Consider the following 26150-nt stretch of genomic DNA (forward strand, 5'->3'; position numbering starts at 1 on the left):
CATGAAGCTGCGTAACCTGTTCGTGCTCGCCCTTATCCTCCAGGCCTGTGTCAAGAGCAAGGTAGAGAACGTCATTCCGCCCCTGTCGGTCCTGAATTCGACGCCTTCCAGCATCCGCCTGTTCAATTTCTGCGCGTACGATTTGGACGTCAAGGTGAACAACAATCCCCTGACCTCCTTTATCACCAATTCCACCGTCGGAGGCACCGCCCTGGGTTTGAGCATCTTTCCCTCGGGCAAATGGCCCCATTCCCAGGATGGGGACCCGTGGTCCATTCCGGTGGAAATCCTGGACAAGAACGGCCGGGCGCATATCACCCTGAATTTCCGGAGTGCATCCTTCTCCAGTTCTGCTCCGGCCGGTATAGACACGGTGCTCCAGGACGATCCCCTGAATCCCAGGGATTATTATGTCATGGATGACCCGCCTTATTTCCGGTCATACCCCAGGCTGAACAGCGCGCCCAGCCAACCTCAGAATGTCAAGATCCGGATCATCAACCTGGGACAGGCGAACGATCCCCTGGGGGTTTCGGGGCCGGTCACCCTGACCTATGCGGACGGCACCCCGGTCGGCGCCGCCACGTCCAACATAGGCATGGATTCCACCAGCGGCTACATAGAGGTGCCTTACGGGGCCTATGAATTCAAACTTTTCAACAGCAGCGGCAGCACCGGCATCGACATCACGCATCAATTGGTGGAGTTGCCGCTGTATCCCAATTACAACACCTGTAACCCGAGACTGCAGGAGGGTATTTTTCCCCAAATGCGGACCTACAAACCCGGGGGAGTATACAGCCTGGTGATTACCCCTAACTGGTTCAGGTATAACGATTGTATCCCTGGTACGGGCGACTACTCCACCGCCCGGATCAACGCCTATCGTACGGTAACGGAGGCGACACCGGGTGTCAATGTCACCTTCGCCCAGATGCAGGCGGTCAATGCACTGGGGTCGGGGAATGTTACCTTCCGGGTGGACGGCCAGGCGCTTGGCGGCCCGCTGGCCTTCGGGCAGCCGACGGATAATGTCATTTATGTGCAAGGCACCCACCAGGTCAGCCTGCTGGACGCCGGCGGGAACGTCCTGGTGCAGAAATCCATCACGCTTTCTCCTTACGACTATTATACGATCTGGGCCTATCCGAAGACAGACGGCACGCCGGACATCATCTTCGCCGCCTGTGACATGTCGGGAGAGATTTATTCCAGTGTATACAACAACGGGGCCGGGGGCGTCGACGACGGTACCAATGGGTCCGCCCGCATCTACCAGGTCCTGTGGCAGTGGCAGAGCCGTTTCCTCAACCTGTGCCCGGACGTGCCCTATGCGACGTTCACCGACGATTCTACCCTGATGACCAACTTTGGCGCCGGCAACGATGGCGATGGATACCCGCAGGCCGTTACTAACCTTAGCCCTGGCTATATGCCCCCCCTCAATCCCTACATCCTTTATTCGGAAACGATTATGTGGGGATCCCCGGACACCTGGAACACCACCGCGGGGGCGCCCCCTGCCGTGATCCGGGCCTACCAGTCCAGCCCGGGTCCCGTAGCCGAGGTCCCGGGCACCCTTTTGCTAAGCGTACCCCCCCTGAGGGTAGCGCAGGCGTGTGTCGCCAACCCCGCCTTGTATTCCCCCGGTTATGCTCCTTCGGCGGAGCCGGGCGTTTATACGACGGCGCTGGTCGGTTCCCTGTCGGGGACAGGCCCCGCGGCGCGGATGATCGTTATCAAACACAACAAATAAGTATATGCGCACTTATATATGTATAGGAATCCTATTGGTGTTGGTGGGGTCTTGCAGGAAATATCCTGAAGCCAGCCCCCTGTCCGGGGCGGCCTACATCCGGGTGTTCAACGACATTGCCACGTCGGTGGACTTCCTGCACAGCCAGCAGGCGCCACCCTTCCTGACCTTTATCATGGACCCCCACCTGGACGCCGGCGGCGCCCCGGATACAGGATTGGTCGTGGGTGATTTCCTGGGTACACGGCAACTCTACAGCTTGTCCTACCCGATCAACGAAGGCAACAGCCTTGGGGTCGACCTGCAACAGATCGATAATTATTCGAACAATGTCACCATCACACCGGGATATGTCAATTATGAATATCCCGGTAACGCCCACGTCCCGACGGCCCCCGCCCTCAATGGGTTCGACCTCTCCTCCTGGGCGCAGGTTCCCTCCGGCAAGCACCGCTTCGTTTTCGTGATCAGGCCACAGACGGATACGGCCTTCAGCCGTTTGTCAACCACGATCCGCCACCAGATCCTCATCGATACGACCCTGGACCTCCAGGCGGGCGAAGTGTATACCATGGAGGCCTTGTCCACCGACCTCGACAACAACCGATACGGTGCGTATGTCCGCCAGGAGCAGTTCATCCACCAGGCCTTCGAACCGGATCAATTGTATGCGGGATTCGTCAACCTGTCCGGTGTTACGCCACATTCAGCACGTTTGGGATACTTCCCGGATTTTCCGGATTCCACCGTCATTTACTACACCTACTATATCCACAATGACTTCAACAACGGGCTTGGTGTCGAATTTGGCCAGGATCACTACAATCCGCTCACGGGTTATAACAACAATTACTATACGACCCTCAACCAGCGGATGGCGACCCAGATTTCTTACCTGGGGCTACCCTTACTGGACAAGAGCTATTTCTTCATCCAGGATTCTTTGCGGTCCTACGCGAATTACCTCAATAATTCGGGCTATGGGTACATGGGTAATTTCCCCTTCGTACAATTTTCGATCTACGCCCAGGACAGTACGGCCTATGCCCATAATTACCTGCCCTTTGTGCTCAACTGTGCGGCGAACCCCGTCACCTTCAACAATTACCTGCCGGGTGTCGGCACCACGTTCCACTTTACGCCCAACCTGGACCTGCTCGTCAACGTGGGCGGACAAGTAAGCGTCTATCCCACCCTCAACATTATGGAAATGGTCTATGACCGGGTGTACCTGATGCAAATACAAAATGCCTTCAACCAAGTTCCCAATCAATAGCGCCATGCGAAGAACATACCTCATCGTCCTCGTGCTCCTGGCGGGCGCCTGCTCGAAAAGCCAGACATCCACGCCCGTCCCCGTCATCGAAGGGCAAACCCTCCTGCAGCGGTTGAAGAATAACTATGACTTCAGCGAGTTTTACAATGCCCTTCAAAGGGTACACCTGGACACGCTGCTGGAAGGCCCGGGGCCCTTTACCCTCCTGGTCCCCGACAACACCGCCCTCCAGGCACAGGGCATCACCCAGGACAGCCTGAACCGCATAGATACCGGACAGCTCCGGAAGTTGCTGGCGTACCATATATTGGAGAACAATATCACCTACGCCAGCATTCCCCAGACGATCGACTACATATACCGCAACATCGAAGGCCTGCCTTTATATTTTTCGGTACCGGTTCCCGGGAACACCCAGACACAACCCACCGGGATACAGTTCCTGCACGTCAACGGGGTGAAAGCGACGAGCCTGGACCTGGTAGCGACCAACGGCGTCATCCAGGTGTTGAGCAGCCCGTTGTCCTATCCTGTGCCTTCGATAAAGGAATTCCTGGTGAATAATCCGAACTACAGCATGTATGTCTCCGCGCTCCAACAGTACGGCGAGCTGAACCAACTGGACAGCGCGGGTCCATGGGTGGTGTTCGCCCCCGACAACAATGCGTTTGCGAACTGGAACATCACCATGGACACGATCACCGCGGAGACGCCGCAAACCAACTACTCCTGGCTCTGGACGGCAGGGGTCATGCCCCACGAGCTGTTCTTTGCGTCCGACATTCTTGATGGACCGGTGGAGATCGGCGCCGGTGGCTATTATTTAACCGCCAACTATGTCATCCAGTTCGGTTATTACGGGCAGGCGGGCCTGTCCTGCTACCGGCCCAACTACATCCAGGTGTATAGCCAGGGAGGGGTATACTCCCTGGGCGACTATTGTAACGATGTCGACCCCGATCACATCGCCATGAACGGCGTGGTGCACGGGCTCGATGGCTTGCCGGTCTACCCGGATTCCACCATTGTCCAACCATAAACCGACATGTCATGAATCGATATATCTTGTTATCCTGTCTCCTCCTGGGCGTGGCTTGTCGCAAGGCGACCGACTACCTTATCCAGCCTTCCCATCAAATGCACAACTCCGCGGGGAACCTGGTCCAGGTGCTGGACAGCAGCGACTGCCATTTGTTCGACCAGGCATTTCACCGGGTGGGTCTGGACACAACGCTCAAGACCAACGGCGGATACACCATTTTCGCTCCTTCCGACTCCGCCATGACCGCGGCGGGGCTCACTTCCCAGGCGATCGCCGCGCTTCCGATCGATTCCCTGGCGCAGATCGTCCGGTACCATGTTGTCGCGGGCGCCTATAGCGACGCGGCCCTGACCTCGGCCGAGGTGAGCGTCCAGGCGGCCTCGCTCAGGGCGGATATCAGCCTCGACACGTTATTGGGAGACGTCGTTTACCAGCAGAACTTGTATATCAAGGAGAACGGAGTGGTATACATCAATGGTGAAGCGGCAGGCAACGGGATGCCCGCGGTAGCCGCCTTTAATGGCTATTTGTTTACCCTCCGAAAGGTCCTCGCGGCGCCCCGGCAGTCGCTCTGGCAGATCATTTCCTCCGATCCCCGCCTGAGCCTTTATTGTGCCGCCCTCCGAATCGACGATAGTCTGTACAACGCCTATGAGAAAACATCGCCGTCATACCCGTATTTTAACGTTCATTATTCCGATTCGCTTTTTTTTGCCACGGTGAACATCGCCAATCCCAGTAATAGTTATCCCGAGAATCCGAACCTGCCCACCGTATTCGCCCCCACGGATTCCGCCTTCCGCGCGGCAGGTTTTAACTCGGTGGACGATATACGGCAGTATGCCCTGAGCGCGCCTATCGGCACTGGCGGACCCACCCCCAACAATTACACGCAACTGGTCGATATTCCCATGGACAGCATCCTGTATGCGCATGTGATCTACAACGCGAACAATGCAAGCCCGGCGGGCTACCTGGCGTTGTACAATGACCTCCAGTTCAGCCCCCTGGTGAACCACGGGTTACAGAACACCAATTCTTTCCAGATATTGGAATCTAACTTTTATTTGTTCTACTACCAGCCGTATCCCCTGGTGTTTTCGGTGCAGAATGGAGTCCCCTACATCCAGTGGAACCCGGCTATCTCCCCTGTGCCGTTGTCCCCCGACACGGATCCCACCCACCCGAAACACTTCATGGCCAGGAACGGAGCCCTGTATATCATCGATCAATTATTCACCTCACCCAATTAAGTATATGCGCATCCTTTTATTGTTGATCATCCTGGGTTCTTTTGGTGCGGTCTCCTGTACCAAGAGTCATCCCGCTTCCGCGGCGATCCAGGACAGCCTTTACGGCGAGCGTGCTTCTTTCGTGATCCAGGACAATTTCAACTTCAGCATGTATAGTACGGGTATTACGACGACGGGCTACGCCGATACGCTTGCCGGGGCCGGTCCTTTTACGGTGCTGGCTCCCGTCAACACGGGATGGGCGGGTACCCAGTGGAGTATCTACTTCATCGGTTATCCGCTCGGCACCTGGTCCTCTACTTTCCTCAACGATATATTCAACTATAGCATTCTGCGCGGCCGCTATTCCTTCGACTCCCTGCCGCTGGGCGACAACCAACCGATTCCCACCTACGGAGGCTTTCACGTCTGGGTCAGCAAGTACGTCAGCGGGACGGATACCGTCGTTACGGTCAACGGGGCCCCGCTGACAGGCGTGGATATTCCCACCTCCAACGGTCTTATCCAGGCGGTTTCGCTATTGCTCAACCCGGAGGAAACCCATTCGATTACGGATTGGGTTAAAAACTTCCCCGATCTCACCATGTTTGCCGTGGCCCTGACACGCGTCGGCGCCGACAGCCTCCTGACGAAGGGCGGACCATGGACGGTGCTGGCGCCCAACAACACCGCCTTTGTGCAGGCGGCCTGGATGGGTCTTGGAATCAGTACCGTGGACAGCCTCCTGACGGCAGACACAGCGGTACTGGGCCCCCTGGTGAGGGGGCATATCATCCCGGGCAGCCGGCGGTTTCTCAACGACTTCGACCGGTGGCTGGCGGCACCGGGGGATACCGTGATGGTGACCGCGCTGAATGGAGAGCAGGTCCGCTACTTCCAGGAACAAGCGGGCTGGGGGATCCTTCCGGACCATTTCCTGGGGGGAAGCGGCCAGGGCACTCCCGGCGGCATTCCGTCTGCCAATTCCAACCAAGTAGAAGATAAATATAGATACCAGGCGGACATCCCCAGCGAAAACGGTGTGCTTCACGTCATCGACCAGGTCTTACAACCATGACAATATGAAAAAGAAATTAACCCTGATATTACTCCTGGCGTCTTCCTGTACCAAATATCCCGCCCCCAAAGGGGACTTGGGCCCGGAGCTGACGCTCAGCCAGTACACCGCCCAGGACACCAATTTCCGGCTCTACAACCTGGCGCTCCAACGGTCCGGGATGGCAACGGACACCACGTTCGCCAGCGGGGGGCCGTATACCATCTATGTGCCCATGAACGGGGCCATGCAGGGAGCGGGGTTCAACCAGCAAACCCTTGCCACGTATGACACGGCACGGCTGCGCGGCATCCTGGAATACGGGATCTTGAACGGGCGCCTCAGCGGGGCAAGCCTGACGGGTACCTATAGCGAAACGGTCACCTGTCTGAATCCCCTGTTCCAGCCCGAATTGACGAAGAACTATTACGGCATTTTCCTGGACGGCGTCCCCGTCGTCAAACCCGATATACCCGTCTCCGAAGGGGTCATCCAGGCCACCGACCGGATGGTCCTGCCCCCTACGGGTACGCTCATGCAGGAGATAGACAGTCTTCCGGAGCTGACCATCTTTGGCGCCGCTGTCCGTCACATCGCGCGTTTCAGAAACCTTTTGGAAAATCCCGCCCCCGTCAAGAACAACGGCAACGGAACGAACTTTTACGGCATCACGTTGCTGGCGCCCAACAACAGCGCCTTCAAAGACTTCGGGTTTCCCGATACTGCTTCGATACAACAGGCGGATTCCAATTATATGTATAACCTGCTTTATGTCTACTTCTTCCCCGGGGAATATTATACAAGCGATTTCAAGGGCGGCATAACCTTCGGAGGGCCGTACTTCAATTACTCGGGTAATGGCGCGTTGTTCAGCATAGAAGCGGACGGCATCACCTTCCAGTCCGCCGCCAACGTACAATACACCGTCCAGATCGTCAAACCGGACATCTCCGCCACCAATGGAGTGATACATGAACTGAACTATATATTATTCCCATGAAACTCTCTACACTGTTTCTTTTTTGCACGGGCGTTTTGCTTAGTTTACTCGCGGCGGGCCAGGAAACCGGCGGTGGCCTTACCGGGCGCATCCTCGACACGGCTGGTGCGCCGTTGGCCGGGGCCACCGTCACCGCCGTTCACCAGCCTTCAGGGACCCATTACGAGACCGTGACCTCCCCGGATGGGCGTTATCACCTGCCGGGGTTGCGTGTCGGCGGACCCTATATATTGAGCGTTAGTTATGCCGGTATGACCCCCAGGACGCTGGACATTGACCAGGTTCGATTGGGCGAAACACTTACACAGAATATAGCGCTTCAACCCGCCGTGCACGAGGTCGCCGGCGTGGTCATCAAGGCGGCTTCGGCCGCGCCCAGGGCCAATACCTTTGGCGCCGGTCTGAACATCGGCCGCGACCAGCTGCGCACCATGCCGACGGCGACGCGCAGCATCACCGACATGACCCGTCTCGTGCCCCAGGGCTCAAAAGATAATTCCTTTGCAGGCAGCAATTTCCGGTACAACAACGTCACCATCGACGGCGCCATCAACAACGACGCCATCGGCTTCAGCCCTAGCTTAGGCGGTCAGACGGGCACTTCTAACATGCCCGGTTCATCCACCCGGAACAACCCGATCTCCCTTGACGCCATCGAGGACATGCAGGTCTATCTCTCGCCCTACGACGTGACCCTGGGTAATTTCAGCGGGGGCAGCATTAACGCCGTCACCCGCAGCGGCACCAACAAAGTGACCGGCTCTATTTATACCTATGGCCGTAATGCCGCCATCACCGGACCGGACAATACCCATCAGGAGCAGGCGCGCAAAATGCCTTCCGACTTCCACGACTACCAGGTGGGCGCCCGGGTGGGGTTTCCGATCGTTAAAAACAAAGTTTTTTTCTTCACCAACGAAGAACTCACCCGCCGGGTGGATCCCATCCAGCAGGTAGCCGGTAGCGCCGCTTCTGGCGGCATCCTAAGCCTGGCAGATGCAGACAGCATCCGGTCGCACATGATCAACACCTATGGTATCGACCCGGGAACAGCGGGGGTGTACGACGTCTATTCCAATTCCAATAAATTCTTCAACCGCCTCGACTGGAATATCGGCCGTCGCACCCAACTCGTCTTGCGCAACAACACCATGCACTCCGAAGCCATCAATATGGAGCGCGACCAGTTCGACTTCCGTTTCGCAGGGATCGGCTATCAGCAGGTCAACAACCAGACGTCCACGGTAGCGGAACTCAAGACCCGTTTCAACAACCGCTGGTCCAACAGCTTCGTGGCAGGTTTTACGTCCATACACGACTTTCGCAACCCTTTAAGCGACCCCTCCATTCCCCAGGTGCAGATCGTGGGCCGGAGCCCCGGTTCCACCATCTTCCTGGGCACCGACCGGGAGGCCGCCATCTTCAACCAGAAACAGCGCACCATCGAGATTACCGACAACGTGACCTGGAACCTCGGCCGCCACACGATCACCATGGGGACCCACGACGAGCTGTACCACATCTCCTACGGCTTCGTCAATTCCTGGAACGGGCGCGTGACCTATCAAAGCATCGAAGACTTCCTGGCGAATAACCCCGAACGGGTGCAAGGGAACTATAACTTCGCGAACAACGCCCGCGCGTATATCCTCGCGCATCCGGGCGCCGTTTTCAACGTCAACTTGTACAGCGCCTACCTCCAGGACGAGGTGCAGGTATCCGACCGGTTCAAGGTAACCTACGGCCTGCGCGCCGATTATGATGTAGTGCCCTCGAAGCAACCGTTGAGTGAAAAAACGCGGACCGCCGTGTCAGACCCCAACTTTGGTTTTTCGTACACCTATACCCAGATGAACCAGATCAACCAAAGCTACCTTACCCGTCCGGAGATCTCCCCCCGCATCGGTTTCCGGGCCGATCCCCGCGGTGACCAGCGGGTCATCCTGAGGGGCGGCCTGGGTATCTTCACCAGCCGGATTCCCTTCGCCTGGCTGGGCTATGCCTTCTACAATAACGGAGACACGTACGGTTCTTTCGACCAGAAGACCGATGGCAACCCGCCCGCGCCCTTCGCCCCCGGCACCGACCCCCTGAAGCCCAACCAGGGGCAACCCGGGATCGCCGGCTTTATCGCCAACCAGGGTCGGATCGTGAACAACCCCAACGCCGGTCAGACCCAGGTAGACCTCATCGACAACCACTTCATCATGCCCGAGGTATTGCGCGGCAGCTTCGCGGTGGACTATACCGATAGGTTCGGCTTCAAATACACGTTCGAAGCGCTCTACACAAAGACTTTGAAGGACGTATTGTTCCAACAGGTCAATATCAAGGACAACCCGACCTACTATGCGTACGACTCCGCCCTCAACCAACGGAAACAACCCATCTTCGGCGGCAGCATCAACCCCCAGTTCGCCAACGCCTACGAGCTCAGCAATACCAACCGTGGCTACCGCTACAGCCTGACCGCACAGGTCAGCCGCAAATTCCCGAACGGCTTCCAGGCCATGGCCGCGTACACCTTCGGCCACTCCATGGACATATCCAACGGTATCCGGAACTCCATGGAGTCCAACTGGCAGGTCAACCAAGCGCTCAACCCCAACAACCCGGGCCTTGCTCCCTCCAATTTCGACCTCCGCCACCGCATCGTGGCAGACGCCGGGTATGAGGTCACCTGGCACGGCCACTGGCGGACCAGCGTCCTGTTGTTTTTCAGCGCCCAGTCCGGCGCCCCCTTTACCTATGGCTTTGTCAACTATACCGTGCAAAACACTCCTCAGCAGGTCAGCCTGGCGTATATCCCCCGCGTAGGGGAGTCGGTGAATTTCTTCCAGAGCTATACCGACAAGACCGGTCAATACCAAACCGCCGCCCAGCAAGCCGCCGCCTTCGACGCCTTTATCGACAGCAGTCCTTATTTGCGTTCCCGCCGCGGAGACTTCACGCAGCGCAACGCCGTCACCACCCCCTGGAACAACGACCTCGACTTCCACTTCGGCCAGGAATTCGGGCTGGGCGGAAGCCGTGTTGTTTCTTTTACCCTCGACATCCTTAACCTAACCAACTTGCTCGACCCCAACTGGGGACGCGTGTACTTCGTACCCAATACCTACAATTCCACGGCCAGCGTGGGGCTGATCCCCTATATCCCCGCCCGCGTGTCGCAGGGGTATCCCATTTATCAGTTTATCAACCCGGGGAAGCCGTACTCGGTGGATTTTATGGCCAGCAGATGGCAGATGCAGGCGGGGGTGAGGTATAGTTTTTAAGGCTCTGTTTTTGTATGCGGTGCCGCGCTTGTGTGCGGCGCCGCCCCCTCGGGGCGCTGCAAATTCCTATCTTTGGCGGAAATTGCTATCCGGAGATGAAGAACGCCCTTCTTTGCCTGGCGGCGCTATGGCCCTGCCTGTACGGATGCCATACGGCCGGCGCCGAGGCGATCGCCAGAGTGAAAAAGCGGTTACGCCTGTCCGGGGATTTTCCCCTTCCGATACGACCCCGACCTTCGATACCGCGCTGGAGGCTGCCGTCCGCCGGGAGCAGCGTTCCTATGGTCTCCCACCCAATAAAAGACGTCCCCGGCTGGACACCCCAGCGCATCAAGGCTGCTATGCACCGCAGTAGCGAGCTCTGGGTAACACTTCCCAAGCCCATACCCGTGTATATCGTCTATTTGACGGCGTGGGTCGACGCGACGGGGAGGGTGAATTACCGGAAGGATGTGTATGGGCATGATGCGGAGATCGAGGAGCGGATGTTCAAGTGAGGCAAGCCTCACCTTGCGGTGGAGGCACTTTGAATTTTTTTTGCGGCGTCGATAGTAACCAGGAAGTGAATTTGACGTCCCAGCCGTTTGGGATCCAAAATGCCTTTTTCGACCAGAAAATTTAGGTCATTTCTGGCTGTTTGATTGCTGACGTCGAATTTGGACTCGATTTCAGATACAGTGAATGTTGTTTTTTCTTCATTGAGAATTTGTTGAAGCATGAACTGTTGTCGTTCATTGTAATCGGTATTTCGAAGGAGCTGCAACATCGTCTTCTTTTCCTTGTTCTTTCGCGAAATATACTTTTTAAGTTCCTCCAAGGCAGTGCCAATGCATTTCAAATTATAGGCGACGAAATAGGTAAGATCATTTTCATCCAATTCTGTGTATTGATAAGCCCGTGCGTACTGCGACTTCGAGCCTAGAATAACCCGGGATACTGACATGTATTCGATGAGCCAATACCCTTTTTTAATTAGGTACCAGTAGAACAATGCCCGGGCAGTACGGCCATTTCCATCTGCAAATGGATGTATATATCCCGTCAAGAAATGAACAATGATGGCTTTGGATATGGGATGGAGGAAGAAGTTTTCCTTTCGTTGATCGTTTGCAAAAATGCAAAATTCGGTCATCAGCTTCTCTAGCAAAGCGGAGGGAGGCGGGGTATGCAGAATTGTTCCGGTCTGCACGTCGATAATGCGTACATCATCTGACGTTCTGAACGCTCCTTCCTCACGACCATCGGGAAGCGTTCCGCTGGTAATAATTTGATGGATCTGAAGGATAAGATCCGGTGTCATGGTAACATCCTTATGATCTACAATCCACTGCATGGCAGTATAGTTATTGGCGATCATCTGCTCGGAAAGGTTCCTGGGTTTTCTATTAGATTCGAGCATCTCTTTGGCAAGCTTTCGCGTGGTCGCAGCACCTTCGAGCTGGGAAGAGGCAATAGCTTCTTCCATCAGGGAGCTGACTAGGTAGCGTTGCTTCTCGGCCGTTGGAATAAGATCGCTTGTATGGAGGCTTCCACCTAAGTTCATATCGAGGTCGTGAAGCTGCTCCTGCAAAAATGAGGGCGTGTTGAGATGCATCTCCAGCCCACTAAAATTGATGGTCTTTTGTGAGTAGCGCTGCCCTTTGACGGCACCCCAAACTTTTTTGGGATCACAGCTCCATTCTTTAGCGAGATACTTCCATTTTTCCCAATAGGGATAAGAGGATTCTTCTATTTGTCGCAGTTCTTCAAATTTTCCTGCAGCTTGCAGTTCCTCCATGGCTTTTAACAATGCTACCCCTCCTTGGGGCATCCTGGGTGGTTTTTCGACGCTCCTCATATTATTTCCTAATAATTCCCAAAATTAGGAGTATTCAATTGTTTATTCCAAATTTTTTGAAAAATTAGGAGTAACTTGTAGAATTATAAATAATTGATAAAGAGTGGCATATCGGATTTATTTGGGCTTTGTCGTCGCCTGTTTCCACCGGAACCGCACCACCCCATTATTCTGCAGGTCCGATGTCACCCGCACATCATACTGATCCTCCCCCGCATGCACCACCATCAGCGCCGTATTCGGCGGAATATCGCCAAGGTTATCGGCAAAAAGAATGAGTTCGTTGTCCCGGTCGGGCAGGGCCGTCAGCGTGACCTTGATGGGTTGGTGCGTCAGCATGTTTTTATAGACCACCGCCTTGCCGTTGAAGTATACGGTGACCGTATCGTGGTCGATGATCCCGTCGTCATAGAGTTCGATGCGGATCGTCGGGTCCGTGATCTCGATGGTTTGGATGAGGTTGTCCTGCCGTTGCCGCACCTGGGGCGGGGGAGGGGTCACCGGGGCCAGGACCTTCGGCGGGGCGGCGGCGAGGCGGTCGCCGCCGGATTGCATCTTTAGAGCGACGGTATCGGTGGGCGGGGGTGCCTTTTTTACCGGGGGCTTCGACCGGGACGCGACGCCGGGGTGGGGCGCTGCCGGCTTGCGCGAGGCCAGGGTATCACGCCGCGGCACGCGGTGCACGCGGGCGGAATCTGGCCGGGACGTTTTCGCCGGCGCATGCGCCACGGGCGGCCGGGCCACCGGCGGCCGCGCCGCATGCCCCGCGCCCGGCGGCACAGGCCGCAAGCTCGCAAGCGTCTTCCGCGACAGCGTCGTAAACCCAAACCCGCAGGACGACGTATACCCCGGCGCCGGCTTCCACCTCCCCTCCAGGGTTTCCTCGCCTCCTCCGTTGAAATACGTAAGTATATGTGTCTGTAAACAGTCGACCCAGCCAGGAGGCGTATTCCCCTTGATGCGGTGGGTTTCGCTCACGGTGACGGTCCGGGTGGCGGGATCGACCGTGCCGGTCACCGTGCAGATCGTGAAAATGGTGTATCCCCGGAGAAAAAAATACGTGTACGAATACCCGGTCACCTGCCCGCCCGCGGAAACCTGGAGCTCCAGCACATAGTCATCCGTCTCTGAAGAGTCAAAGGAGGTAAAGGTGCCTTTCCATTGTCCGTTGAAGTTTTGGGCGTGTGTAGAAAGGCAGAGTAGGATAGCAAGGAAACAAAAACTTAGGTGCCTCATAAAAGAAAATTAAGCATTAATTTTGCAAATTCGGCAGACGAACTTTATGATCAAAATCACATTCCCGGACGGCGCAGTTCGTTCGTATGAAAACGGAGTAACCGCACTGGACATAGCCAAATCGATCTCGGAAGGATTGGCCAGAAAAGTATTGGCGGCAAACGTCAATGGACAGGTTTGGGACGCGACCCGCCCCATACAGGAGGATGCTACGCTAAAGCTCCTGACTTGGGACGACGCGGACGGCAAGTCCACCTTTTGGCACTCTTCGGCACACTTGCTGGCCGAGGCGGTAGAAGCCACTTTTCCCGGCGTCAAGTTCTGGGTGGGCCCCCCCGTGGAAAACGGGTTTTACTATGATATGGACCTGGGGGACCGGCACATCACCGAGGAAGACCTCGCCAGGCTGGAGGTAAAGATGGCCGAGCTGGCCAAACAAAACAACGCCTACACCCGTCAGGAGATCTCCAAGGCGGACGCGGTCAAATATTTTAGCGACAAAGGAGACGAGTACAAGCTGGACCTGCTGGAAGGCCTCCAGGACGGCTCGATCACCTTTTATTCCCAGGGGGCATTTACCGACCTCTGCCGGGGGCCCCATATCCCCGCCACCGGGGCGATCAAAGCGATCAAGCTCACCAACATCGCGGGTGCCTACTGGAAAGGAAGTGAGAAAAATAAGATGCTGACACGCGTGTACGGCGTTACTTTTCCTCAACAAAAAGAACTCGACGAATACCTCGCGCTGCTGGAAGAACAAAAGAAGCGCGACCACCGGAAACTGGGCAAGGACCTGGGGATCTTTACGTTCGACGATGACATCGGACCGGGCCTGGTGCTTTGGATGCCCAACGGGACCATCATCATCGAGGAACTGGAAAAGCTGGCGAAGGAAACCGAATCCAGGGCGGGCTACAAACGCGTGGTCACGCCCCATATCGCCAAGGAAAACCTGTACCTGACCAGCGGGCACCTGCCTTATTACAAGGACAGTATGTATCCCCCCATGGAGATGGACGGGACCAACTACTACCTGAAGGCGATGAACTGCCCTCACCACCATAAGATCTACGCGGCCGAACCCCGGAGCTATAAGGACCTGCCCCTGCGGCTGGCCGAATACGGGACTTGTTACCGGTACGAACAGTCCGGGGAGCTCTTCGGGCTGATGCGGGTGCGCTGTCTGCACATGAACGACGCCCACATCTATTGTTCCAAGGAGCAGTTTGCGAGCGAGTTCGAGGCGGTCAACCAGATGTACCTGAAGTATTTCAAGCTCTTCGGGATCGACAAATACGTGATGCGGTTGTCCCTGCACGAACCGTCCAAGCTGGGTCAGAAGTACGTGGACGCCCCCGAACTCTGGCTGGAAACCGAGGCCATGGTCCGGAAAGTCCTCCAGGATACCGGGACGCCCTTTATCGAGGTGCCCGACGAGGCCGCCTTTTATGGCCCCAAAATCGACGTTCAGATTTGGAGCACGATCGGGCGTGAGTTTACCCTGGCCACCAACCAGGTCGACTTTAGCCAGGGCCGGAGCTTTAAACTGGAATATACGACCCGGGACAACAAGACGGATACCCCGCTGATCATCCACCGGGCGCCCCTGGGCACCCACGAACGCTTTATCGGCTTCCTCCTGGAGCACTACGCGGGGAAATTCCCCGTCTGGCTGGCGCCCACCCAGGTTAAAGTGTTGCCCATCAGCGACAAATTCATGGATTACGCCCGGAAGGTGGAAGCAGCCCTAAGGGACGCAGGGGTCCGTGCCGAGATCGACGACCGGAGCGAAAAGATTGGGAAAAAGATCCGCGACACCGAGCTCGCCAAGGTTCCGTATATGGTTGTATTGGGGGAAAAGGAGGAAGCGGCCGGACAGGTTTCCATCCGCCGCCAGGGGAAAGGGGACCTGGGCAGTCAACCCCTGGACTCCTTTATTCGTTCAGTAGAAGAGGAAGCAAGACTCCGACTTTCGGAAAATTAGAGTAGATTTACACCCGTCACCAATTTAAAAAAACAGTTTTTCGTTTAATGGCATTACCACAAAGAGGAAGATTTAATGGCCCGTTTGTCAGAAGGCAAGTGGAGCCGGAACACCGAATCAACGATCGCATCAGGGTCCCCCAGGTTAGGCTGGTGGGCGACAACGTAACCGTCGGCGTTTACCCGACAGACCAGGCCAGGAGAATGGCCTTCGACCAGGGCCTTGACCTGGTAGAAATCTCTCCCACGGCGGATCCCCCCGTTTGCAAAATCATCGACTATAACAAGTTCCTTTACGAGAAGAAGCGGAAGGAAAAGGAAATGAAGGCGAAGAGCAAGGCTTCCGAAGTAAAGGAAGTCCGCTTCACGCCCAATACCGACGACCACGACTTCGACTTCAAGGTGAAACACGCATTGAAGTTCCTCGAAGAAGGCAATAAGGTTAAAGCATACGTCCAGTTCAAGGGCCGTGCCATCATGTTCAAGGAACGCGGTGAGCTGATCCTGCTGAAATTCGCGGAACGCCTCGCAGAACACGGGGTCCTGGAAGGGATGCCGAAGATGGAAGGCAAGCGTATGCTGACGATGTTCGCCCCCAAACCCGCCAGCGCCAAGAAAAAGAAGGAAGGCGGCGCCGCTTAACCCGGCCGCACTTGTCCGTCTCCCCGGACGATCCATTTGTAACTCGTCAGGGCCTCCAACCCCATAGGCCCCCTCGCGTGCAGCTTTTGCGTGCTGATCCCGATCTCCGCCCCGAGCCCGAATTGGGCGCCGTCCGTGAATGCCGTGGAGGTGTTCACATACACCGCCGCTGCGTCCACCGCGTGTACGAAACGGTCCGCGTGCGCGGTGTCCTCCGTCAGGATGGCCTCGCTGTGCCCGGAGCTGTGTTTGCGGATATATTCGAGGGCTTCTTCAAAACTGTCCACCGTTTTTATGGCGAGCGTCATTGCCAGGAATTCTGTGCCGAAGTCGGTTTCGGTCGCGGGTTTCAGCAGCGTGGCCGGATAGCGGCCGTTCAGCGCTTCCAGCGCACGGGGATCGGCGCGGAGTTCGACGCCGTGTGCGGCGCCCCCGGCGCCGGCTTCGCCATGCGCCGCTGCACCGGCCATCGCCCCCACCAACTGCGGCAACGCCCCCAGCAGCGCGGAATGCACGAGCAAACAATCAAGCGCGTTGCACACACTCACCCTCCGGGTCTTCGCATTGTGGATGACCGCAGCGGCTTTCGCAAGATCGGCAGACGCATCCACGAATGTGTGCACCACGCCCGCCCCGGTTTCAATCACCGGCACCCGCGCGTTCTCGCGCACGTATTGAATGAGCTGGTTGCTTCCCCGTGGGATGACCACGTCCACCCAGCCGACGGCTTGAAGAAGCGCCGTAGTGGACGCGCGTTCGGGCGGCAGCAGTTGCACCACGTCGGGGTGGATGCCAAAGCGCTCCAGGACCCCGTGGATCACGCGCACGATGGCGCGGTTGGAGTCGTCGGCGTCGCTGCCTCCCTTGAGCAGGGCGACGTTTCCCGTTTTGAAACAAAGCGAGAAGGCGTCGGCCGTGACGTTGGGCCGCGCCTCATAGATCATGCCCACCACACCCAGCGGCACGGAGATACGGGTGATGTGTAAGCCGTTGTTCAGCGTCTTTTCTTCGAGCGAGTGACCCAAAGGGGAGGGGAGGGACGCGACGTTGGCCATGTCCGCGGCGATCCCTGCGATACGCGTCTCCGTGAGTAAGAGCCGGTCGTATTTGGGATCGGCGGGGTCCATGCGCGCGCAATCGAGGGCGTTGGCTGCTAAAATATCCGGCGAAGACCCGACAAGGGCCTGCGCTATCGCGGACAATACTTCGTTGGTTATCTCAGGGGTGAGTATATGCAGATGGCGCACCGCGTCGCGCGCCCGTTCGAAATAGTTCATCCTTTTGTGTCTTCCTGTATGTAAAGGTAGTCATAATGCACCAGGGGCGGTTCGTTGTGCTTGCCGATGAGCCCCCGCGCGGTTTCGGAGCCATACCGCGCCATGCCCAGCCCGATGAGGTGATCATGCGCGTCGGCGATCTCCACCACGTCGTTCTTGTTGAAGTCCCCGGTGATGCGGGTGATGCCCACGGGCAGCAGGCTGGAGGCCTTCGAGCCCAGCAATGCCGCGCGGGCACCGTCGTTTATAAAAACGCGACCTTTAGCGGACGCGTGCGCGATCCAGCGCTTCTGGCCCGAGGGTTTCCGCAAAGGAAGAAAACGCGTATGCGGAACACTGCCATTCAAGACACCGGCAAGGATATGGTCTTTTTTCCCATTGGCGATGTGTACGGCGATGCCCAGCCTGGCCGTCTTGCGGGCCATGTGCGACTTGGTGAGCATGCCCCCGCGGCCGAAGTTGGACTTGGAGGTGCTGATATACCCCGAAAGATCCGATAAGGTCGGGAGCACTTCTTCGAGCAACACCGACCCCGGATCGCGTGGATCCCCCGTGTACAAGCCGTCTACATTGGACAGAATAATGAGCGCATTCGCCCCGATCATGGAAGCAATAAGCCCCGCGAGCTCGTCGTTGTCCGTAAACATCAGCTCCGACACGGAGATCACGTCGTTCTCGTTGACGACCGGGATGATCTGTTCGCTCAGCAGGATCTCCAAACAACTCAGCATATTCCGGTAGTGCGTCTTGTCCCGGAAGTCCTCTTTAGTCACCAATACCTGGGAAACCACCAGGTCGAAGCCGCGGAAAAGGTCTGCATACCGGCGGATCAGCTCCACCTGGCCCACCGAGGCCAGGAGCTGCCGGGCGGCGACTTCGTCGGCCCGCTCGGGGACGGACACGAGCGCCCTCCCGGAGGCCACCGCCCCCGAGGAGACCACCACGACCTCCCGGCCTTCCTTTTTCAGCGATGCGATCTCCTCCACGAGGCGCTCCATCCGGAGTCTGTCCGGAAGTCCGTCCGGGCCCGTGAGCACGTTCGACCCGATTTTGATCACCAGTCTTTTATAATCCATACCTGGCATTTCCTACATTTGCGGATCGCAAGATACTTAAACCCCGGGCAATATGACCGCAGACGACCTCCGGGCGCTAACCGCCGACCTGCCAAAGGTGACCGAAGACATCAAATGGGAAGACAACCTCACTTTCCTGGTGGGGGACAAGATTTTCGCCATCGCCGGTCTCGCCGGCAACCGGGTGGGTTTCAAGGTCTCGGAGGAGGACTTTGCCGAGCTTACCGGCAGGGACGACATCATACAAGCCCCCCATTTCGCCCGGGGCCAGTGGGTCCAGGTGAACCGCCCCGGGGCCCTGTCCCGCCAGGAATGGAAGGACTATTTGAAGAAATCCTACACGCTCGTCCTGGAAAAACTCCCCAAAAAGACCCGGAAAGAATTGGGGATCTGAAGTTTGTTCCCTACCTTTGCCGACCGAATTTCACGGAGATTTTATTGTTTGATGCCCGAAACGTTAACAATTATCTCAACGGCAAGCCCTTAGGAAAGGCTCGGCCACACACTGTAAAACGCTTAGTAACAATGCCCAAGGTTAAAACACACTCCAGAGCGAAAAAGACGTTCAAGGTAACCGGTTCCGGCGAGATCGCCTTTGCCAAGGCCTTCAAGAGCCACCTGCTCACGAAGAAGTCCAAAAAAAGGAAGCGTTCCCTGCGGGGCGGCGCGCTCGTACACAAGGCCAACCTGCCTTTTGTAAAGCGCCTGTTGCGTTTGAAGTAGACAACCATTTAATTACCGTTTAAAATTTATTCGATATGCCACGCTCAGTCAATGCAGTAGCATCCAGGGCCAGAAGGAAAAAGATACTGAAACAAGCCAAGGGCTTCTACGGCAAGCGCAAGAACGTGTACACCGTAGCCAAGAACGTCCTGGAAAAGGGCCTGCAATACCGCTACGTCGGCCGCAAACTCAAAAAGCGCGAGTATCGCGCCCTCTGGATCGTCCGTATCAACGCGGCCGTCCGGGAACAAGGCCTGAGCTACTCCCAGTTCATCCACAAACTGAACGAAAAAGGGATTACCCTCGACCGTAAGGTCCTCGCCGACCTGGCCATGAACGAGCCTGAAACCTTTAAGAGCCTGGTGGCTTCCGTAAAGTAGACGCGCCAAAGTTTATCTATAGATTGGCCGCCCCCCTGGGCGGTCTTTTTTTTTGCACGGAAACTGCGAAAAAATATACTTTTGTAGCCATTTTCTAACCCAAAAGCCTCAAAAAACGAGAGAACTGTCAATGAACAACACGTACACCGACCTGGTGCATCAGACGTTCCACTTCCCGCAGGAAGATTTTAAGATTGAAGACGACTACCTTCGTTACAATGACGTAGACGTGAAAGCCCTGATCGACAAGTACGGGACGCCGTTGAAATTGACCTATCTCCCAAAGATCGGACAGCAGATCGGCAAGGCTAAAAAGTGGTTTGACAATGCGTTCAAGCGCCACAAATACGAGGGGAAATACTACTACTGTTATTGTACCAAAAGCTCGCATTTCTCCTTTGTCGTGGAGGAGGCCCTCAAACACGACATCCACCTGGAGACGTCCTACGCTTACGATATAGAGATCATCAACCGGTTGTACGAACGCCGGAAGATCAATAAGGACATCCACATCATTTGCAACGGCTTCAAGCAGCGGGCGTATACGTCCCGTATTGCCAAGCTGATCAACAGCGGTTTCAAAAACGTCATCCCGGTTCTCGACAACAAGGAAGAACTGGAAATGTACAAACGGTCAGTCAAGGAACCCTTCAAACTGGGGATCCGCGTGGCCGCGGAAGAAGAACCGTCGTTTCCTTTTTATACGTCGCGTCTGGGCATCCGCGCCCGGGACATCCTGGAATTCTACGTCGACAAGATCGAGGGCTACGAACACAAGTTCCAGCTCAAGATGCTCCATATCTTCCTGAACAAGGGGATCAAGGACGACATCTACTACTGGTCCGAGCTCAACAAGATCGCCAACCTGTATTGCCAGCTGAAAAAGATCTGCCCCGAACTGGACTCGATCAATATCGGCGGCGGCTTCCCGATCAAGCACTCCCTGGCCTTCGAATACGATTACCAGTTCATGATCAACGAGATCGTCTCGACGATCAAAAAGGCTTGTAAAAGGTCGAAGGTGCCCGTTCCCAACATCTTTACGGAATTCGGCAGCTTTACCGTCGGCGAGAGCATGGCGCACATTTACAGCGTCATCGCCGAAAAGACCCAGAACGACCGCGAGATCTGGTACATGATCGATTCCAGTTTTATCACCACCCTCCCGGATACCTGGGGTATAGGCGAAAAATTCCTCATGCTCCCCATCAACAAGTGGGGTAATGAATACCAACGCGTGGTCCTGGGAGGGATCACCTGCGACAGCCACGACTACTACGATTCGGAAGAGCACATCAACGAAGTGTTTCTTCCAAAGGTCAACGGTGATAAGGAGCCTCTCTATGTCGGCTTCTTCCACACCGGAGCCTATCAGGATCAGATCAGTGGCTATGGAGGTATCAAACACTGTCTCATCCCTTCTCCCAAGCACATCATCGTCGGCTACGACAAAAGCGGGAAGCTCACGGATTGGGTCTACGCCAAGGAGCAGACGGCGCAGAGCATGCTGAAGATTCTCGGGTATTATTAGCGGTGCGGCTCCAGGATCCACGTCTCGCGGATCCGGTGACGCTGCACCAGCGGTATCGGCGGCACCTGCTGCCCCTTCCGGCGCAGGAGCTCGCGCGAGCGGATCATATCCGGCTCGGGCGTAGCCTTGTACGCCAGTTTCAACCCGCAACTGCGGAAAAAGGTCTCCGCTTCGCCGAAGCTGCCGAATTTATTTTCGTTCACGTGGTGATCGGCCAGGAACTTGGAGATTTCGGGGGTGACTTCGGACAGGGCCGCCATCTCGTTTTCCATCTTACGCACATAGACGTCCGCGGTGACCCAGTAGCCGCCCCTTTCTTTTAACACAGACCGGATGATCCGGCACATGCGGCGTTTTTCTTCCTCGTCCAGGTAAACCAGCAACCCTTCGTTGACTAAGGCCAGCGGACCCGGGGGGAAACGCCGTATCAGCGCCCGGAAGGCGTCTTCGTCCAATACGTTGAGCGGTTTGACCAGGAGCTGTCCGACAGGGGCGTCGGCTAAGGTCCGCATCAGCGGCTGGAGGAGCGTTTCCTTGATCGCGATCACTTCCGGCAGGTCCGTATCGATGTAAAAGCGGTCTTCGTAAAGCACCTGGTGCAAACCGCGGAACGAGTAACCGGAGGACACTTCCAGGATGTTCGTCAGCCCCATCATGCTCAAAGCCGCGTCGATCGACCAATACCGGACGTCGAAGTGCATCAGCCGTTTTAGAAAGGTAGGGGTGACCCGCTCGTCGCTTTCCTGAGGCAGCTCATCTTCTCCAAAGACCAGACCGGCCGCGGCCCTGGCAAAAGGAATGTCCGTAAGCGCCTTCATCCAAAGAAGGGACTTTGCGGAAGGGCTGATGGTGCTGTAGTCTTTTGTCGGCGCGTCCATGAACAATAAATATACGAATTTGTGTGCTGTATGCCCCACTTATATATCATCGCGGGCCCGCACGGCGCAGGCAAAACCAAAGCCACCACGACGGTGTTGCCTAACGTCTTTCATTGCGACGTATGCCTGGACGTGGATGACATGCCCTTGGGGGTGTCTCCTTTTTACCCCGGATATTTCGAGCTTCCCGGTGCCAAGAGCCGGATGAATGTGGCGGACCTGATGGCAAAAAGGGAGGACTTTGCGATAAAAACGACGCTGGCGGATGGGCACCAAGCCCGCCTGGTCGGGATCGCCCGGAAGAGAGAATATGGGGTGACGATGGTCTACTATTGGCTCCCGTCGCCAGAAATGTCAAAAAAACGGGTAAAAAAGAACATCCCTGAGGACAAAATCGTCGATACGTACTACAAAAGCATCCGGAACCTGGTGCGTCATATCCTCCCTCTCTGCGACAATTGGATGATTATCAATAATGGCGGTGACGCTCCCGTAGGGATTGCCGTTGGCAAAAGGGATGAGGAGAAGACGATCTTACAACCCGAAGACTGGCAAAAGATACAGGAGCAGGCCCGGTAATTACATCCGCTCCGGCACGGCAATCCCGAGCAGCGACAACGCAAACGCCAGCACATTCCCCGTCATTTGCGCCAGCCCCAGCCGGAGGTGGCGTTTAGCGGGGTTTTCGGCATTGCCGATCGAGTGCTCTGCGTAAAACGAGTTGAACACCTGCCCCAGCCGGAAGGCGTAATTGGCGATCAACGAAGGATCGTGGTCCGAACCCGCGGTCTCGACGACGGAGGGGAATTGTTCCAGCACGACCAGCAATTCTTTTTCCAACGGCAGCAAAGCGGTTGAAAAACCGCCCGCAGGCGCCCCTTCCTTCCGCAGGACCGACCGGATACGCGCGTATACGTACTGGATAAAGGTCGCGGTAAACCCGTGCAGGTCGATGGACTCCTCCGGGTTAAACAACATTCTTTTGCGGGGATCCACCCGGAGCAGGAAAAACTTCAGGGCGCCCAGGCCCAGGGTATGATACAGGTCCTCGCGTTCGGCGGCGGTAAACCCGTCCACCTTGCCCAGCTCCTCGGTTTTGACCCGGGCGAGGTTGACCATCTCTGCGACGATGTCGTCCGCGTCCACCACCGTGCCTTCCCGGGTTTTCATACGACCCGTGGGCAGCTCCACCATGCCGTAGCTCAGGTGGTAAATGCCATCCGCCCCAGGAATACCGAGGCGCTGGCAGATCAGCTTGAGTACTTTGAAGTGATAATTTTGCTCATCCCCCACGACGTAGATGCTCTGGTTGCAGTGGTATTCGTTGTATTTGAACTCCGCCAAACCAATGTCCTGGGTGATGTATACCGACGTGCCGTCCCGGCGGCGGACGATCTTCTGGTCCAGCCCTTCGTCGGTCAGGTCGATCCAGACACTGCCGTCCTCCTTCTGGAAAAAGACACCCTTTTCCAGCCCTACATCCACCATATCCTTCCCCAGCAGGTAGGTCTCGCTTTCGTAATAGGTCTTGTCAAAGTCGCTCCCGATGGCACGGTAGGTATCCGCAAAACCCGCGTACACCCAGGCGTTCATCTGGCTCCACAGCGCGATCACATCGGGTTGGCCCGCCTCCCAGTCGACCAGCATCTGCTGTGCCGCCTTCATGACCGGCGCCTCTTTTTCCGCCTCTTCCTGCGGCATGCCCCCCGCTACCAGCGCCGCCGTTTCTTTTTTATGTTCTTCTCCGAAAAGCACATAATAGTCACCCACGAAGTGGTCCCCCTTCGTCCCCGTGGACGCCGGGGTCGCGCCATGCGCAAACCGCTGCCAGGCCACCATGCTTTTACAGATATGGATGCCCCGGTCGTTGGCGATACACGTCTTGACGACTTCATACCCGCAGGCCTTGAGGATTTCCGCCGTGCTCCAACCCAGGAAGTTGTTCCGGAGGTGGCCTAAGTGGAGGGGTTTGTTGGTGTTCGGGGAAGAGTATTCGACCATCACGCGTTCGCCCTTCGGCGCCCCGGCCCCGTAGCGGGCGTCTTGAAAAGCGTTGCCAAGCAACTCCGTCCAATAGCTATCGGTTACGGTCAGGTTCAGAAATCCTTTGATGACATTGTACGCGCTAAAGAGCCCCGGGTTTTGCGCCACCAGGTACTCTCCCAGCTCCTTCCCCAGACCGTCCGGAGACTTCCGCAGTTTTTTGACCAGCGCAAAAACAACGACCGTATAGTCGCCTTCGAATTCCGGCTTGGTCTGGTTGATTTGGAAATCCCTGACGTCCGTCTCGATGCCATACAACGCGGTCAGGGCCGCTTTTACTGAATCGCCTATGATGTTTGTGATAGCCATTGGGGGGGCAAAAATAAAAAAAAAGCGGGCATTGCCCGCTTTTCAAGCTTTTTACACACTCCGGCGCCGGTTAGTCACCGGGCGGAGGCCCACCAGGCCCGCCGCCAGGCCCCCCGCGGAACCCGCCAAAGCCCTGCCCGCGGGGCCGCTCACTCTCCGGTTTTACGTCATAACCCTTGGGTACGTCAAATTCGCTGTCTTTGATGTCCGCGTTGACCGTAACCTTGGTCACCTTGTATTGGATCGTTGCCCCGTTAAAGACGGTTGTCGTAAAGGCCATAGGGAAACCTTTCAACTGGTTAAAACCGCCGAAGCCAAACCCACGCCCGCCGGTTTGGATCGGTTCCTTTATCGGTAAGTCCTCGGTATACCAAATTTCGGTGACGATATTGCGCCCCGCGAAAGACGTCTTCGCCAACGCTTTTTTGCACTTATACCCCGCGATCGTCATCGTAGTATCGATATAGTCGATGTTCGTGGAAGGCCTCGGACGGGGATTCCCCGCGGAATCCAGCCGTGGTTGCCGGGGCGTCGTCCGGGGCGTGTCTATGGAATAGTACCCATATTTCCGGCCCTGGTTCTCGTACAACTGGGTGGTCTTTTTAGCATCCTTATCCACCAGTACGATCGTATGCTGCACGTCCGACTTTGACTCGGACTTGACGTGATTACCCTTGATGTAAACCATGATGCTTGTTTCCTGAGGCGGGTTCGGATCGTCCCCGCCGTCCGGGGGGGTAAAAACCTGGGTGGCCTTGATGATCATAGGCGCCGTTTCCTGCGCCTGTCCCCGCTTTGTCTGGAGCGTGAGTGAGACTCCCACCGCGAGTGTGACCCATAAAAATTGCTTTGTCATTGCTTGGTTGCTTTTTTAAGAGTCCTTAAAGTTACACCAAAGGTGCAAAACCTAAAAAACTCCGCTGCCAAAGGCCACAATGCATAGATAAACGGGCGTACGGGCAAAAAAATTGGGTCAGTGAGAACACCGACCCGCAAGAGACATGAGAAAACTAATAACTGAAACTTTCTGCTTATTTAGAACTTGCAACTTCCATACCATACTGGCGGGCAAATTGCTGATGCGTTGATTTGTCGGTAGCAATTAACAATTTAGTTAAGGATTCAGCCTTGACGGGCGTGCCTTCGAACGCCACCTTCTCTTGATGAGCGGCGGTCAGAGAGCGGTCTGCATTCCTGACAGCAGCCTCGGACAAGTGGTTGTAGGAGGAAGCGCACACCTGCAGATCCGTCAGGGCGTCGGCCTTGGCGACGGCGGCGTGGTCCGCGTTATGGGCTGCATAAGCAAAGGTGATGTCGGCGTCGGCGTTGGCGGCAGCCGCATTCAGTTCGACGGCAGCCTGGGCGAATTCGGCGGCGGAAATAGCAGCCGGAGCGTTGTCACGGTTGGCTTTCACAGCAGCGGTGGTGCAGCAGGAGTCCTTTTTCGTCGAATCCATGTTCCCGGCAAATGTGGGAACGGCGATCAAAAGGAATAAGCCGGTAGTATTGATAATCTGTTTCATATAAAATGTTTTACTTTTTTCGGTTTGTTTGTGATACAAAGATATGTCTTTAAACTGGTACTATGCAATGCAAG

General features: G+C 56.2%; 23 protein-coding genes. 15 read left to right on the top strand and 8 right to left on the bottom strand.

The features are described from left to right. Position 1: 1 nt before the first annotated feature. The 8 genes from EDB95_RS25100 (at position 2) to EDB95_RS25135 (ending at position 11135) form a co-directional block, all read left to right on the top strand. Positions 2–1756 (top strand): DUF4397 domain-containing protein, encoded by a 1755-nt coding sequence (locus tag EDB95_RS25100; RefSeq protein ID WP_133999112.1) that lies wholly within the window; start codon positions 2–4, stop codon positions 1754–1756. A gap of 4 nt (positions 1757–1760) precedes the next feature. Continuing rightward, complete coding sequence (locus tag EDB95_RS25105) at positions 1761–3032, top strand: hypothetical protein (protein ID WP_133999115.1); 1272 nt, start codon at positions 1761–1763, stop codon at positions 3030–3032. A gap of 4 nt (positions 3033–3036) precedes the next feature. Further along, on the top strand, positions 3037–4071 hold the full coding sequence (locus EDB95_RS25110) for a fasciclin domain-containing protein (protein WP_162852786.1): 1035 nt from the start codon (positions 3037–3039) through the stop codon (positions 4069–4071). An 11-nt stretch (positions 4072–4082) separates the two neighbouring features. Then, complete coding sequence (locus EDB95_RS25115; protein WP_133999121.1) at positions 4083–5327, top strand: fasciclin domain-containing protein; 1245 nt, start codon at positions 4083–4085, stop codon at positions 5325–5327. A gap of 4 nt (positions 5328–5331) precedes the next feature. Beyond that, positions 5332–6384 carry a fasciclin domain-containing protein gene (locus tag EDB95_RS25120; protein WP_162852787.1) on the top strand — a complete coding sequence of 351 codons (1053 nt, stop codon included), beginning with the start codon at positions 5332–5334 and terminating at the stop codon, positions 6382–6384. A 4-nt stretch (positions 6385–6388) separates the two neighbouring features. Then, positions 6389–7363, top strand: coding sequence for a fasciclin domain-containing protein (locus tag EDB95_RS25125; RefSeq protein WP_133999126.1), 975 nt, complete (start codon positions 6389–6391; stop codon positions 7361–7363). Continuing rightward, the gene (locus tag EDB95_RS25130; RefSeq protein ID WP_133999129.1) at positions 7360–10638 is read left to right on the top strand and encodes a TonB-dependent receptor; all 3279 of its coding nucleotides are present in this window, start codon (positions 7360–7362) and stop codon (positions 10636–10638) included. Before EDB95_RS25125 ends, EDB95_RS25130 begins: the two co-directional genes overlap by 4 nt. Before the next feature lie 95 nt (positions 10639–10733). Then, complete coding sequence (locus EDB95_RS25135) at positions 10734–11135, top strand: hypothetical protein (protein WP_133999132.1); 402 nt, start codon at positions 10734–10736, stop codon at positions 11133–11135. 8 nt (positions 11136–11143) lie between these two features. On the opposite strand, the gene EDB95_RS25140 is transcribed toward EDB95_RS25135, so the two are convergent. Together EDB95_RS25140 and EDB95_RS25145 are read right to left on the bottom strand one after the other, a co-directional pair. Continuing rightward, a complete protein-coding gene (locus EDB95_RS25140; protein ID WP_133999135.1) occupies positions 11144–12475 on the bottom strand; it encodes a Fic family protein in 1332 nt (443 codons plus the stop codon). A gap of 117 nt (positions 12476–12592) precedes the next feature. Next, positions 12593–13711, bottom strand: a complete 1119-nt coding sequence (locus EDB95_RS25145) for a hypothetical protein (RefSeq protein WP_133999138.1) — start codon at positions 13709–13711, stop codon at positions 12593–12595. A gap of 46 nt (positions 13712–13757) precedes the next feature. Between EDB95_RS25145 and thrS the strand changes: the two genes are divergently transcribed. Beyond that, positions 13758–15695: a threonine--tRNA ligase gene (gene thrS, locus EDB95_RS25150; RefSeq protein ID WP_133999141.1), complete on the top strand. Its 1938-nt coding sequence runs from the start codon at positions 13758–13760 to the stop codon at positions 15693–15695. Positions 15696–15793: 98 nt separating this feature from the next. Beyond that, positions 15794–16336, top strand: a complete 543-nt coding sequence (gene infC / locus EDB95_RS25155; RefSeq protein ID WP_246073781.1) for a translation initiation factor IF-3 — start codon at positions 15794–15796, stop codon at positions 16334–16336. On the opposite strand, the gene EDB95_RS25160 is transcribed toward infC, so the two are convergent. Together EDB95_RS25160 and proB are read right to left on the bottom strand one after the other, a co-directional pair. Beyond that, positions 16333–17613 carry a glutamate-5-semialdehyde dehydrogenase gene (locus EDB95_RS25160; protein WP_133999147.1) on the bottom strand — a complete coding sequence of 427 codons (1281 nt, stop codon included), beginning with the start codon at positions 17611–17613 and terminating at the stop codon, positions 16333–16335. The two genes, infC and EDB95_RS25160, sit on opposite strands and share 4 nt — an antisense overlap. Then, positions 17610–18689 (bottom strand): glutamate 5-kinase, encoded by a 1080-nt coding sequence (gene proB, locus EDB95_RS25165; protein ID WP_133999150.1) that lies wholly within the window; start codon positions 18687–18689, stop codon positions 17610–17612. Before proB ends, EDB95_RS25160 begins: the two co-directional genes overlap by 4 nt. A gap of 52 nt (positions 18690–18741) precedes the next feature. Between proB and EDB95_RS25170 the strand changes: the two genes are divergently transcribed. The 4 genes from EDB95_RS25170 to EDB95_RS25185 all read left to right on the top strand — a co-directional run bounded on the left by EDB95_RS25170 (position 18742) and on the right by EDB95_RS25185 (position 21323). Further along, the gene (locus EDB95_RS25170) at positions 18742–19083 is read left to right on the top strand and encodes an MmcQ/YjbR family DNA-binding protein (RefSeq protein WP_211352212.1); all 342 of its coding nucleotides are present in this window, start codon (positions 18742–18744) and stop codon (positions 19081–19083) included. A gap of 131 nt (positions 19084–19214) precedes the next feature. Further along, positions 19215–19412: a 50S ribosomal protein L35 gene (gene rpmI, locus EDB95_RS25175; protein ID WP_133999153.1), complete on the top strand. Its 198-nt coding sequence runs from the start codon at positions 19215–19217 to the stop codon at positions 19410–19412. A gap of 35 nt (positions 19413–19447) precedes the next feature. Further along, on the top strand, positions 19448–19792 hold the full coding sequence (gene rplT, locus EDB95_RS25180; RefSeq protein WP_133999156.1) for a 50S ribosomal protein L20: 345 nt from the start codon (positions 19448–19450) through the stop codon (positions 19790–19792). A gap of 130 nt (positions 19793–19922) precedes the next feature. Continuing rightward, positions 19923–21323: a type III PLP-dependent enzyme domain-containing protein gene (locus EDB95_RS25185; protein ID WP_133999159.1), complete on the top strand. Its 1401-nt coding sequence runs from the start codon at positions 19923–19925 to the stop codon at positions 21321–21323. Here the strand turns inward: EDB95_RS25185 and EDB95_RS25190 are convergent. Further along, on the bottom strand, positions 21320–22201 hold the full coding sequence (locus EDB95_RS25190) for a hypothetical protein (protein WP_133999162.1): 882 nt from the start codon (positions 22199–22201) through the stop codon (positions 21320–21322). The two genes, EDB95_RS25185 and EDB95_RS25190, sit on opposite strands and share 4 nt — an antisense overlap. Positions 22202–22231: 30 nt before the next feature. On the opposite strand from EDB95_RS25190, the gene EDB95_RS25195 reads away from it, so the two are divergent. Next, a complete protein-coding gene (locus EDB95_RS25195) occupies positions 22232–22780 on the top strand; it encodes a hypothetical protein (RefSeq protein ID WP_133999165.1) in 549 nt (182 codons plus the stop codon). Here the strand turns inward: EDB95_RS25195 and argS are convergent, their stop codons facing one another. From argS to EDB95_RS25210, 3 genes are all read right to left on the bottom strand, one after another. Further along, the gene (gene argS / locus EDB95_RS25200) at positions 22781–24553 is read right to left on the bottom strand and encodes an arginine--tRNA ligase (protein WP_133999168.1); all 1773 of its coding nucleotides are present in this window, start codon (positions 24551–24553) and stop codon (positions 22781–22783) included. It abuts the gene before it with no gap. A 70-nt stretch (positions 24554–24623) separates the two neighbouring features. Further along, positions 24624–25409 (bottom strand): hypothetical protein, encoded by a 786-nt coding sequence (locus EDB95_RS25205; RefSeq protein WP_133999171.1) that lies wholly within the window; start codon positions 25407–25409, stop codon positions 24624–24626. Positions 25410–25584: 175 nt separating this feature from the next. Continuing rightward, complete coding sequence (locus tag EDB95_RS25210) at positions 25585–26076, bottom strand: hypothetical protein (protein ID WP_133999174.1); 492 nt, start codon at positions 26074–26076, stop codon at positions 25585–25587. Positions 26077–26150: the final 74 nt, after the last annotated feature.

Origin of the sequence: Dinghuibacter silviterrae (assembly GCF_004366355.1) — a bacterium.
GTDB classification, from domain to species: Bacteria; Bacteroidota; Bacteroidia; order Chitinophagales; family Chitinophagaceae; genus Dinghuibacter; species Dinghuibacter silviterrae.

Bases quoted from the DNA above. Each gene is read 5' to 3' on its own strand.
- EDB95_RS25210 (WP_133999174.1), bottom strand. From the start codon at position 26,076: ATGAAACAGATTATCAATACTACCGGCTTATTCCTTTTGATCGCCGTT.
- EDB95_RS25110 (WP_162852786.1), top strand. From the start codon at position 3,037: ATGCGAAGAACATACCTCATCGTCCTCGTGCTCCTGGCGGGCGCCTGC.
- EDB95_RS25170 (WP_211352212.1), top strand. From the start codon at position 18,742: ATGACCGCAGACGACCTCCGGGCGCTAACCGCCGACCTGCCAAAGGTG.
- EDB95_RS25100 (WP_133999112.1), top strand. From the start codon at position 2: ATGAAGCTGCGTAACCTGTTCGTGCTCGCCCTTATCCTCCAGGCCTGT.
- thrS (WP_133999141.1), top strand. From the start codon at position 13,758: ATGATCAAAATCACATTCCCGGACGGCGCAGTTCGTTCGTATGAAAAC.
- EDB95_RS25130 (WP_133999129.1), top strand. From the start codon at position 7,360: ATGAAACTCTCTACACTGTTTCTTTTTTGCACGGGCGTTTTGCTTAGT.
- proB (WP_133999150.1), bottom strand. From the start codon at position 18,689: ATGGATTATAAAAGACTGGTGATCAAAATCGGGTCGAACGTGCTCACG.
- EDB95_RS25105 (WP_133999115.1), top strand. From the start codon at position 1,761: ATGCGCACTTATATATGTATAGGAATCCTATTGGTGTTGGTGGGGTCT.
- EDB95_RS25135 (WP_133999132.1), top strand. From the start codon at position 10,734: ATGAAGAACGCCCTTCTTTGCCTGGCGGCGCTATGGCCCTGCCTGTAC.
- EDB95_RS25115 (WP_133999121.1), top strand. From the start codon at position 4,083: ATGAATCGATATATCTTGTTATCCTGTCTCCTCCTGGGCGTGGCTTGT.
- EDB95_RS25145 (WP_133999138.1), bottom strand. From the start codon at position 13,711: ATGAGGCACCTAAGTTTTTGTTTCCTTGCTATCCTACTCTGCCTTTCT.
- EDB95_RS25190 (WP_133999162.1), bottom strand. From the start codon at position 22,201: ATGGACGCGCCGACAAAAGACTACAGCACCATCAGCCCTTCCGCAAAG.
- EDB95_RS25140 (WP_133999135.1), bottom strand. From the start codon at position 12,475: ATGAGGAGCGTCGAAAAACCACCCAGGATGCCCCAAGGAGGGGTAGCA.
- EDB95_RS25160 (WP_133999147.1), bottom strand. From the start codon at position 17,613: ATGAACTATTTCGAACGGGCGCGCGACGCGGTGCGCCATCTGCATATA.
- rpmI (WP_133999153.1), top strand. From the start codon at position 19,215: ATGCCCAAGGTTAAAACACACTCCAGAGCGAAAAAGACGTTCAAGGTA.
- EDB95_RS25195 (WP_133999165.1), top strand. From the start codon at position 22,232: ATGCCCCACTTATATATCATCGCGGGCCCGCACGGCGCAGGCAAAACC.
- EDB95_RS25120 (WP_162852787.1), top strand. From the start codon at position 5,332: ATGCGCATCCTTTTATTGTTGATCATCCTGGGTTCTTTTGGTGCGGTC.
- EDB95_RS25125 (WP_133999126.1), top strand. From the start codon at position 6,389: ATGAAAAAGAAATTAACCCTGATATTACTCCTGGCGTCTTCCTGTACC.
- rplT (WP_133999156.1), top strand. From the start codon at position 19,448: ATGCCACGCTCAGTCAATGCAGTAGCATCCAGGGCCAGAAGGAAAAAG.
- EDB95_RS25205 (WP_133999171.1), bottom strand. From the start codon at position 25,409: ATGACAAAGCAATTTTTATGGGTCACACTCGCGGTGGGAGTCTCACTC.
- EDB95_RS25185 (WP_133999159.1), top strand. From the start codon at position 19,923: ATGAACAACACGTACACCGACCTGGTGCATCAGACGTTCCACTTCCCG.
- argS (WP_133999168.1), bottom strand. From the start codon at position 24,553: ATGGCTATCACAAACATCATAGGCGATTCAGTAAAAGCGGCCCTGACC.